This is a genomic window from Pseudomonas sp. NDM (assembly GCF_003105095.1).
In the GTDB taxonomy this organism is placed as follows: domain Bacteria; phylum Pseudomonadota; class Gammaproteobacteria; order Pseudomonadales; family Pseudomonadaceae; genus Aquipseudomonas; species Aquipseudomonas moraviensis_A.
Window position 1 is genome coordinate 1 of sequence record NZ_QETJ01000160.1, and the last position, 10,756, is coordinate 10,756.

Here is a 10,756-nt window from a genome sequence, read left to right on the forward strand (position 1 = left end):
GGCTGGTATCTTTTGTGTTTGAGGATAAAAAGAGTGCAGCCTTCGGCAGCTCCTACAGAAGATTTGTGTACGACACAGATCCATTGTGGGAGCGAGCTTGCTCGCGAAGGCCTCAGGTCAGTCGCCGCAGGACTGACAGATAAACTCATCAACCTCAGCCGCCCCCGGCGATGTCGCCGGCCCCCAGCGAGTTACCGCCAGCGCTGCCGCAGCATTGGCGCGCCTGGCCGATTCCCACGCATCCAATCCCTGCGCCAATCCGGCAACAAACACCCCGGCGTGGGCATCGCCGGCGCCATTACTGTCCAGCGCTTTCACAGCAAATCCCGGCACCTGACGACGCTCGCCACGCTGTTGAATCCAGCAACCCTGCGGCCCGTCGCGCACCACCATCAGCACGTCTTCAGGCAAAAATTTCGCCAGACGATCCATTGCCACGCCAATCTCATCAGCGCCGGTAAAGCGCAGCGCCTCGACACTGTTGCTGGTCCACACATCGATGCGCGGCAGCAACGCTTGCATCATCGGCGCGTCCGGCGATTCCACCAGCGGTCCCGGGTCGAACACCACATTGACCGATCCCGGCAGCGCCAGTGTCCAGTCGAGCAACGCCTGCGCCTTGCCCTCGTGCAGGAGGCTGTAACCACTTAGATAAACGTAATCGCCGGCCTCGGCCAGCACGCTGTTCAAATCCTCCTCGGTCACCTCGCCTTCGGCGCCGATGTAGGAAATGAAACTGCGTTCGGCCGAGGCATCGGTCAGCGCCACACACAACCCGGTGTCTCGCTCGGCCGGTTCGCGGATGCCAATGCAGATACCTTCCGCCTGCATCGCTTGGCGTGCCAGATCGCCGAAGCGCCCGCTACCATGGCGACCGAGATAGACCACCGGCAAGCCGTTACGCACCGCCGCCGCCATCACGTTGAAACCGCCACCGGCTTCGAATCCCGCCGACTGCGCCAGTACGTCGCCGCCAATCTGCGGCAATTTATCCACGGCCATGACCAGGTCGATGATGACCTGGCCGGTGTGCAACATCTTAGGCATGAGCATTCTCGGGTTGCGCGGCGCGGCGATCTTTCGCGCCGCCGAGTATCAGGTAAAGGCCACCGGCGACGACGAAGGTCACGATCCAGCCGAGGCCGTTGTGGCCCAGCCAGGAGTCGGACAGAAAGCCCTTGAACCAGACGTTTTCCGCCGTGGTGCCGATGGTGGTGAAGCTGAAGCCGAGCACGATGGCGATCGCCCAGGCGCCGAACGCGCGCCACTCGATGCCGCCGCGATACCAGTAGGCGCTGCTCGGGCTGACGTCGAGCAGGTCTTTGGGGCTGTAGTAGTGACGGTGAATCAGGTCGACCACGAAGATCCCCACCCACGCAGTGATCGGCACCGCCAGCAGGGAAATGAAGGTGATGAACGGGCCGTAGAAACTGTCGGCGATGAGCATGAAGTAGATCGAGCCGGCGAAGATCGCGACGATGTCGACCACCACCGCGTAGACGCGTTTGACCTTGAGGCCCAGCGTCAGCGTGGTCAGGCCGGCCGAGTACACCGACAGGTTGTTCGACAGCAGCAGGCCGCCGAACGCGGTGATCAGGTACGGCACGGCCATCCAGGTGGGCAGCATGTCGCGGATCGCCACGATCGGGTCAGTCGCCGAAGCCAGGTCATTGTTGCCCACCGAGAGCAAGCCGCCGAGGGTGATCAGCAGCACCAGCGGAATGCCCGCGCCGAATGCCGCGGACGCCACCAGACGCACAGCCTTGACGCTGCGGTGCTGATAGCGCGACATGTCGGCGCCGGCGTTGGCCCAGCCGATGCCGGTGCCGGCAGCCATGGTGCCGATACCGATGATCATCGCGCTCAGCGGCGCCGGCGTGGCGTTGAACACCGCACTCCAGTCGATGGTCGCGCAGAGGAAGCCGCCGACGAGAATGTTCAGCGCGCCGAACACGTAGGTCGCCCACTTCTGGATCACCAGCAGTGTCGCGTGGCCGAGGCCGGAGACCGCCAACGTCAGCAGGACGAAGATGGCGATAAAGATCAGCGTCAGTACCGGCGCGCTTTTCGCCTCGACCGGCGAGCCGAACAGGATCGAACACAGCGACAGCAGTACGAACGCCGCGGTGGTGGTGTTGACGGTTTCCCAACCCAGACGCGACATCAGCGAAACCAGCGTCGGGCCGATGTTGCCGCGTACGCCGAAGATCGCCCGCGACAGCGTCAGGCTCGGCGCGCGGCCACGACGTCCGGCAATCGAAATGATGCCGACCACCGCAAACGAACCGGCGGCACCGAGGATCGCGACGATGATCGCCTGCCAGATCGCCAGCCCGCGAAACGCCACCAGCGTGGCGCCCAGCGGCAGGCCGAGAATGGAAATATTGGCGGCAAACCAGACCCAGAACAGCTGCAGCGGATGACCGTTGCACTCGGCTTCCGGCACCGGCTCGATGCCGCGGGTTTCCAGTTGCCCGACGCTTTGCCCGGCGGTTGATGAACTCATGAAGATGCTCCTGTTTGCCTTTTTTGTGGTTGTGGCAATGATGCAAAACGACAAGACAACCGGCCTTCCGAGGCCTGTCTGTGCGATCCATTGCTGGTTAAGTATTCGACTATGCGGTGCGGCCTTCGCGAGCAAGCTCGCTCCCACATTGGATTTGTGGCGTTCACATACCCTGTGGGAGCGAGCTTGCTCGCGAAGGCGGCAGCCCAATCCGCGCAAGGCCAACAGCCCCTGCACCAACGGCTCAAGCTCCAGCTGATTAACAACCTTCACCGTTTCAATCATCGGCTCCGGCCAGCACTCAAGCCCCAGGCAGGCCCCGAGCATGGCACCGAGAATCGCCGCGATGGTATCGGTGTCGCCACCCAGGCTGGCGGCCATGCACACCGCGTCAAAAGCGCTCATCTCGCCAATGGCCACTTGTTGCGCCAGCGCGAATGAAACCACCACCGACTCCTGCGACGCCACCGATGTACCGATCACGTCATAGAGCAGATCGGCGAGCAGTGTTTTGTCACTGTCGACACTGATGCTGCGCGCCCAACTGATCCGTGAGGCGATGCGCCCACCGGCGACCCAGTGCCCGTGGACTTCGGCTTGCTGGGCAATCTGCTGGCCGAGGTTCAGCGCCTCGCCCAGATCGACACCATTGATCCCGGCCGAGACCACCGCCGCCACCGCCGCCGCGCTGGAAATCCCCAACGTGGTGTTGTGGGTCACCTGACAGGCTTGCACCACCGCCGCAATGAAGCGCTGCGGATCGGCCACGTTCGCAGCTATTCCCACCGGGGTGATGCGCATCGCCGCGCCGTTGGTAGTGCCGTAGCGCCCGGCTTCTTCCGGGGAATGCCCGGCGAGGATCATTTCAATGGCGCGTTTGGTCGACGGGCCGAGCAAGTCCTGTGAGCCTTTGGCCTGCATCTGTGCTTCCCATTCGATCAAGCGCTGGGCAAGCACGGCGGGGTCGATGCGGCCCTGGCCTTCGACCAGCAACTCGCCGACCAGAATCGCCTGTTCGGTGTCATCGGTGATTGAGCCCTTGGGCATGTTCGCAGCGATCGGTTGCAAGGGACCGGCATCCTGCAGATCAGTGATCTGTCCGAAGCGCGCTTTGATCGTTTCACGATCGAGCGACTGCGTCGGCATGCCCAGCGCATCACCCAGCGCCAGACCGTAGAAAGCGCCGAGCGCACGGTTGAGCGCGGTCATTTCGATTCTCCAAATTGCAGGTGCAGACGAAAGTGCACGGGATCGAGCAGGCTTTCGACCTGCTCCATGAAACGATTCTGTCGGTCGTAGGTGGTGCGCAGCGCCTTGAGGAACACCGTGCCGGCCGGGCGACCGAGCAACTCGGCGTCTTCGGCACTCAGCGGCTCGGCGCCGATCCACTGATCGCCGCGCTCGCCGATGTAGCCGTAGGCGGCCAGGGTGATGGTCAGAGAATTGTCGATCAGACCGACACGCGGCAGGCTTTCCAGGCCGCCGTTGGCCGGCATCAATGCACGTTCCAGAGACACCAGCGTACCGTCGGTGGCGCGCCGGCGACGGTCGAGGGTGATGAATTGATCGGTGCCGAAACGCACCAGCAGATCAGGTCGGGTTACGGCTTCGAGGCGCAACACTTCGGTGTTGATCAGCGCCCCGCTGTCGGCCAGCGCCTGCGCCCAGCCGCTGCGCTGATCCAGCGCGACACCGTCAAAGGTCACGATGGAACCGACCCCACTTTGCGTGGCGATGTACTTGCGCCGCTTCAGCTCGGCCAGCGCCTCACGCAAGGTGCCACGGCTGACCTGGAATTCTTGAGCCAACTGATGTTCGCCGGGCAACAGAAAGCCGTCCTCCATGAGGCCGCTTTCGATGCGTCGGACGAGCTCGTCGACCACCCTTTGTTTCTTGTCGAATCGTACCTGTCTAATCATGTACAAATTGATAACCGAAACGGGTGCGGGCGAGCAAGGAAAATCTCGGGGGAAGAGACAGAAGGTTGAAAGTCAAAAGCACCCTCACCCTAGCCCTCTCCCGGAGGGAGAGGGGACTGAATGGGGGATGCTCAAGAGGTATGCCGACCTGAAAGTGCTTCGCCGAATCCATAATCGACGAGAGCTTTCAGGTCGACGGATTACGCAAGACACCTCGGTCGGCCCCCTCTCCCTCTCCCGGAGGGAAAGGGAGAGGGTGAGGGATGCTCAGGAGATACGCCGACCTGATATTGCTTTAGCGAATCCACAATCGACCCAACCTTCCAGGTCGATGTAGACCGCAAGACACCTCGGTCGGCCCCCTCTCCCTCCGGGAGAGGGCTGGGGTGAGGGTAGTTCTTGACGTTAGCGTTGTTTCAGGCGGTCAATGACCACGGCCAACAACAGGATCGAACCCCGAATCACATACTGATAAAACGTATCGATGTTCTTCAGGTTCATCGCGTTCTCGATGATCGCCAGAATCAACACCCCGGCAATCACATGGCGGATCATGCCGATGCCGCCGCTCAGCGAAACCCCGCCCAGCACGCAAGCCGAGATCACCGTCAGTTCAAAACCCTGACCGATCATTGGCTGCCCGGAAGTCATCCGCGAGGCCAGGATCACCCCCGCCAGCGCGCCGATCACGCCGTGCACAGCGAAGATGATGATCTTGGTGCGGTCGACGTTGACGCCCGCCAGCAGCGCCGCTTCCTGGTTGCCACCGATGGCCATGGTGTTGCGCCCGTAGGTGGTGTGGTTCAGCAGCCAGCCGAAAAACAGGAAGCAGACAATGGTGATCAGGATCGGCACCGGCACGCCGAACAACTGGCCGTTACCGAAGACGAAGAAGGATTCCTGCGAGACGCCGACCGCTTTGCCGTTGGCAAAGATATAAGCCAGACCGCGAACGATCTGCATGGTCGCCAGCGTCGTGATCAACGCATTGACGCGCAACTTGGCAATCACGATGCCGTTGATCAACCCGACGATCAGGCCCATCACCAGCGCCGCACTGACCCCGAGAAACACGCTGTTGGTGTCACGCATCACCACCGCCGCGACCACGCCGGCACAGGCAATCACCGAACCAACCGAGAGGTCGAAGTGCCCCGACGCCAAGCAGTAAAGCATGGTGCACGCGGCGATGCCGGTGGTGGAAATCGCCAGGCCCAGACCGCGCATGTTCAGCGGCGAGAGGAAGTTGTCGATCAGCAGCGTGCAGGCGACAAAGATGCCGATCGCCGCCAGCAGCATGACCCAGTCATCAAGGAAGCGCCGCAGGTCCAGCGGTTTGCGCTCGGTCGGCAGGGTTTCGTTTTGGGTAGTCATCATAGTCACCTCTCAGTTCGCCACGCCGTCAGCGCGGTGGCGTGGCAAAGCCAGTTGCAGCAGGTTGGATTCATTGGCCTGGTCGCGGCTGACTTCGCCGCGCAGGGCGCCTTCGCACAGCACCAGGATGCGGTCGGAAATGCCCATCACTTCCATCAGATCGCTGGACACCACGATCACCGAAATGCCGTCGGCGGCGAGGTTGTGGATGATCTGGTAGATCTCGGCCTTGGCGCCGATGTCGATGCCACGGGTCGGTTCGTCGAGCAGCAAAACCTTCATCGGCATCGACAGCCAGCGGCCGAGAATGGCCTTCTGCTGGTTGCCGCCGGAAAGGAACTTGATCTGCTGGCCGGCGTGCGGGGTTTTCACTTTCAGGGCCTTGATCTGCTTGTCGGCGTTGCCCTTTTCCCACAGGCCACGGATCAGGCAGCCAAGCCCGGAATGCGCACCACGGGCACTGATGTTGATGTTCTCGGCGACGCTGGCCAGCGGGATAATGCCTTCCTTCTTACGGTCTTCCGGGCAAAGCAGAATGCCGGCGGCAATCGCGTCACGGGGCGAGCGCAGTTTCAGTTCGTGACCACGCAATTCAAGGCGTCCGGCGGTATTGCGCTCCAGGCCACTGAGCAGACGAAACAGCTCGGTGCGCCCTGCCCCGACCAGGCCGAACAAGCCAAGGATCTCGCCCTTGTGCGCTTCGAAACTGATCGGCTCGCGCAGGCCCGGGCCAAGTAAACCATCGACTTTCAACGCCACGGCGCCACGGGGGCGATGGCGGTAGTCGTAGATGTCCTGAATGTCGCGACCGACCATGCAGGTCACCAGTTGATCGTGGGTCAGCTGGCTCATGTCTTCAAACGTGCGCACGTAGCGGCCGTCCTTGAACACCGTCACGGCGTCGCAAATGCGGAACACTTCTTCCATGCGATGGGACACGTAGAGCACGACTTTGCCCTCATCGCGCAGGCGCCCGATGATCGCCATCAAGCGATCGATCTCGCGCGCCGAGAGGCTGCTGGTCGGTTCGTCGAAAGCGATGACGTGAGCACCACGAGACAACGCTTTGGCGATTTCCACCAATTGGCGCTGGCCCAGCGACAAGCGCCCGACTTTGGTTTGCGGATCGATTTCGTCCGCCAGGCCTTTCAGGCAATTCAAGGCTTTCTGGCGCAGTTCGCTGCGATTGATCAAACCGAAACTGGCCGGCAGATGACCGAGAAACAGGTTCTCGGCGACGGTCATTTCCGGCACCAGATGCAGTTCCTGGTGAATCACCGCGACACCGCTGCCAATGCTGTCGGCGGTGGACTTGAACGCCATCGCCTGCTCGCCGATCTGCAGTTCACCGCTGCTCGGAATATAGGCGCCACCGAGGATTTTCAGCAGCGTCGACTTGCCCGCACCGTTCTCGCCCATCAAGGCATGAACCTGGCCGGGGTGGGCGACGAAGCTGATGCCATCGAGCGCTTTTACCCCGGGAAAGGTCTTGCCGATCCCGTTGAAGCGCAGGCTGCCGCTGGCGCCATGTTGTTGTTCTTGTGTCTGTACTTGCGCGTGCATAAAGCCACCTCTTCACACCGAAAAACGGCCCGGCTGCCCGGGCCGTCGCTGCCTCAGTTCCACAAGCCGATTTTTTCCAGCTCTTGCTTGAAGTTTTCGCGGGTGATCAGGGTGACGTCATCCATGGCGGTGTACTTCGGCGGTTCTTTGCCGGCGGTGATCCACTCGTACATCATCTCGGCGGTTTTGTAGCCTTCGATGTGCGGACTCGGCAGCATCGAACCGAAGAAGCCGCTGTTAGGTTTCTTCAACTCGCCAATGGCGTCGGTGCCGTTGATGCCGATGCCGATTACGTTGGTCGCGGCAAACCCGGCCGCTTCGGTAGCACGCACGCCGCCAAGCACGGTGTTGTCGTTCATGCCGCCGATGATCAGGTTTTTCGCCGCACTCGGCAGTTTCACCAGCGCCGAGTTGGTGGCGTCCATGCTGCCCGGTACGTCGAGGGTTTTCAGCGCGGCGAAGAGGATGTGATCCTCTGGCATGCCGGCCTTCTTCAGCGCATCGACCGAACCATCGGTGCGTTTCTTGCCGGTGTCGAGTTCGTTGTAGGTATTGACCACCGCGTAGGTGTCTTTCCAGTCCCAGTTACGCTTTTTCGCTTCGGCAGCCATGGCGGCGCCCTGCTTCTGGCCGACTTCGAACGCGGCCATGCCCAGGTACGGCACGTCTTCCATGAATTTGCCGTTGGCGTCGACGAAACGGTCGTCGACGGCAATCACTTTCAGATCGTTGATCTTGGCTTTGGCCATGATGGCCGGGCCGAGGGACACGTCCGGCGGGCAAATCACGAAGCCCTTGGCGCCGTTGGCAGCCAGGCTGTCGATGGCCGAAAGGGTTTTTTCGCCATCAGGCACAGCGATCTTGATCAGTTCGAAGCCCTTGTCCTTGGCGGCTTTTTCGGCAAAAGCCCATTCGGTCTGGAACCACGGTTCTTCGGCCTGCTTGACCAGAAAACCGATCTTCACCGCGTCGGCGGCGAGCAGCGCACTGCTCAGGCTGAACGCAGTGACCGCCAGGGCAGTGCTGCACAGGGTACGAATCCCGAAACGACGTTTCATCAGATGACTCCTTGTTATTTTTTTTGAGCAAATTAAACAGCTTGTGGCGAAGGAGCTTGCTCCCGCTGGGCTGCGAAGCGGCCCTAAAACCGGTTACCTCGGTCAATCAGACACACCGCATAGCCCGAATTTACGACTGCTGCGCAGCCGAGCGAGAGCGAGCTCCCTCGCCACAGGTGTGGTGGCGTGACACGTACTGCTGCAAAGCTATTTGAAAATAGTCATATCGTATGATGATTGGATTTCAAGCGTAGTTCAGCGCTGGAAATCCGTTCTATTCAGTCGTGGTACATCACCGAGCGACCACCATCGATGGTGATGCACGAGGCGTTGATAAACGGTGCTTCATCGCTGGCCAGAAACACTGCGGTCATCGCCACTTCGATCGGCTGGCCGATGCGCTTGGGCGGATGCAGGTCGAAGGCGCGCTGCCGCTCGGCGTGGGGATCGGCAAAGCCGTTCCAGTAATCGACGTTCAGCTGGGTTTCGATGTAGCCCGGGGCGATGGCGTTGACGCGAATGCCTTTGGCCGCATATTCGATGCCGAGGGCGCGGGTCAGGCCGAGCAAGCCGTGCTTCGCCACCGGGTACGGAAAGCAGCCAGGAATGATGTGGCTGGAATGAGTCGAGGCGATGTTGATGATGCTGCCGACGCCCTGCTCGATCATTTGCGGCAGCACGGCTTTGCAGCCATACCAGGCGCCATCCAGATCAATGGCGAAGCAACGGTGCCAGTCTTCCTCGGTCATCTGCAGCGGATCGCGGAACACATTGACCCCGGCGCAGTTGACCAGCACGTCGATGCGGCCATGCAATTCCACGGCGCGTCTGGCAAGGGCATGCAGATCCTGCTGATTCGACACGTCGACCTTCAGCGCCTGCACGTCATGGCCTTGTGCACGCCAATGGGCGGCGACCTGCTCGACCTTGTCGGCCTGGATATCGCTGATCAGCAGTCTGGCCTGCTGTGAGGCAAAGGCGGCAACGATCGCTTCGCCAATGCCCTGCGCGGCACCCGTCAGCAGCACAACCTTGTTTTTCAGGCGTTCACCTTTTGGCGGTGGCGGCACGGCAGGCAATGTGAGCGCTTCAACCATGGTTCAGGCCTCCCGCGCGCAGACGCAAAAAAACCGGGCATCGGTCGATGTCCGGTTTTCACGGCTTGGGAAAAGAAACAGGCAAGCGTCGCCAACGGCATTGAGCCGTGACAAAAGGCGGATCCCGCCTAAGCGGGCGACAAGAATTCGCTGCATCACTTCACCTGTTTTGTTCTTTTTAAGTGTGAGTGCGTGTTACTGCTGGAGCCGACTATAAACCCGACCCGCAAATAATCTCAATATATAATTTTGCATCCCATATTTTGGGATTTAACCGGCAAAACGCGTACAGAGTTTTCCTGCAACATCGACGCGCATGCTCAGCACCGCACCATCGAGTGGATGATTGAGCGGACTTTTTGCACTGGTGATGTACAAGGTTTTCAGGTCTTCACCACCGAATACGCAACTGGTCGGGCGACTGACCGGCAGATCGATTTTGCGATCCACTTGCCCGTCCGGCGTCAGGCGCAACAGGCAACTGCCGTCCCAGCGCGCATTCCACACATAGCCTTCGGCATCCATGGCCGAGCCGTCGGGGCCGCCGTGCTGATCGGATGAATAGAAAACCTGTGGCGCATCGAGACTGCCGTCGGTGCGGATGAAATATCGATTGAGCGTGCTGTCGAGACTTTCGCCGAACAGCAGCGTGGTGCCGTCGTCGCTCCACAGCAGGGTGTTGGGAATGCCCAGACCGAGCAGCAGTGGCGTGACGCGCTGATCGGGATCGACGCGGAACAGGCCACCGGAACGCCGCACGATCGGCAGATCCTCGCCGTGCTCGCCGATGTTGTTCTGCATGGTGCCGAGCCACAAGCGGCCCAGCGCATCACAGCGGGCTTCGTTGGGCCGATTGCCCGGTTGCGGGTCGACAACGCAGAACAGGGTCAAGCGTGGCTCGAGCCCGGGAGATTCGAGATCCAGTCGATAGACACCGCTGCTCAACGTGACCAGCGCATCGCCGCTGGCGCAGGGAATGAAGGCGGAGATGTGCTCAGGCATTTGCCAGATCTGCACGTTCTGGCCAATCAGGCGCAATGCTTGTTTGCCAGCGATGTCGACCCAGTACAACGCCTGGGTCGGCGCATCCCAGAACGGGCCTTCGCCGAGTAGCGCGCGGTGTTGGGTCAGGGCGGTGCAGGTCATCTGGAATCCTTCATGTTCTTGTTGTTCGCATTGTAGGAGTGAGCCTGCTCGCGATAGCGGTGTATCAGTCGACATCATTGGTAGTGAACCACC

Annotated in this window: 8 protein-coding genes and 1 pseudogene; all 9 read right to left on the reverse strand. The window is 61.0% G+C overall.

The genetic code is table 11. From position 1 onward, the window contains the following. Positions 1–117 precede the first annotated feature (117 nt). Positions 118–1,047, reverse strand: coding sequence for a PfkB family carbohydrate kinase (locus DCO47_RS22490; RefSeq protein WP_116658954.1), 930 nt, complete (start codon positions 1,045–1,047; stop codon positions 118–120). Beyond that, the gene (locus DCO47_RS22495; protein WP_042610715.1) at positions 1,040–2,506 is read right to left on the reverse strand and encodes a cytosine permease; all 1,467 of its coding nucleotides are present in this window, start codon (positions 2,504–2,506) and stop codon (positions 1,040–1,042) included. Before DCO47_RS22495 ends, DCO47_RS22490 begins: the two co-directional genes overlap by 8 nt. Positions 2,507–2,719: 213 nt before the next feature. Further along, positions 2,720–3,715: pseudogene (locus tag DCO47_RS22500) on the reverse strand (ADP-ribosylglycohydrolase family protein); the annotation flags it as partial. Further along, positions 3,712–4,425 carry a GntR family transcriptional regulator gene (locus tag DCO47_RS22505; RefSeq protein WP_042610713.1) on the reverse strand — a complete coding sequence of 238 codons (714 nt, stop codon included), beginning with the start codon at positions 4,423–4,425 and terminating at the stop codon, positions 3,712–3,714. The gene DCO47_RS22505 and the pseudogene DCO47_RS22500, both read right to left, overlap by 4 nt. Positions 4,426–4,830: 405 nt before the next feature. Continuing rightward, entirely contained in the window at positions 4,831–5,799 is a 969-nt protein-coding gene (gene araH, locus DCO47_RS22510; protein ID WP_116658957.1) for an L-arabinose ABC transporter permease AraH, read from the reverse strand. 12 nt (positions 5,800–5,811) lie between these two features. Further along, on the reverse strand, positions 5,812–7,362 hold the full coding sequence (gene araG / locus DCO47_RS22515) for an L-arabinose ABC transporter ATP-binding protein AraG (RefSeq protein WP_042610712.1): 1,551 nt from the start codon (positions 7,360–7,362) through the stop codon (positions 5,812–5,814). 53 nt (positions 7,363–7,415) lie between these two features. Next, a complete protein-coding gene (locus DCO47_RS22520) occupies positions 7,416–8,420 on the reverse strand; it encodes a substrate-binding domain-containing protein (protein WP_064361467.1) in 1,005 nt (334 codons plus the stop codon). Positions 8,421–8,698: 278 nt separating this feature from the next. Beyond that, complete coding sequence (locus tag DCO47_RS22525) at positions 8,699–9,517, reverse strand: SDR family oxidoreductase (RefSeq protein ID WP_116658955.1); 819 nt, start codon at positions 9,515–9,517, stop codon at positions 8,699–8,701. Positions 9,518–9,787: 270 nt separating this feature from the next. Beyond that, the gene (locus DCO47_RS22530; protein WP_116658956.1) at positions 9,788–10,663 is read right to left on the reverse strand and encodes an SMP-30/gluconolactonase/LRE family protein; all 876 of its coding nucleotides are present in this window, start codon (positions 10,661–10,663) and stop codon (positions 9,788–9,790) included. Between the last annotated feature and the right edge of the window lie 93 nt (positions 10,664–10,756).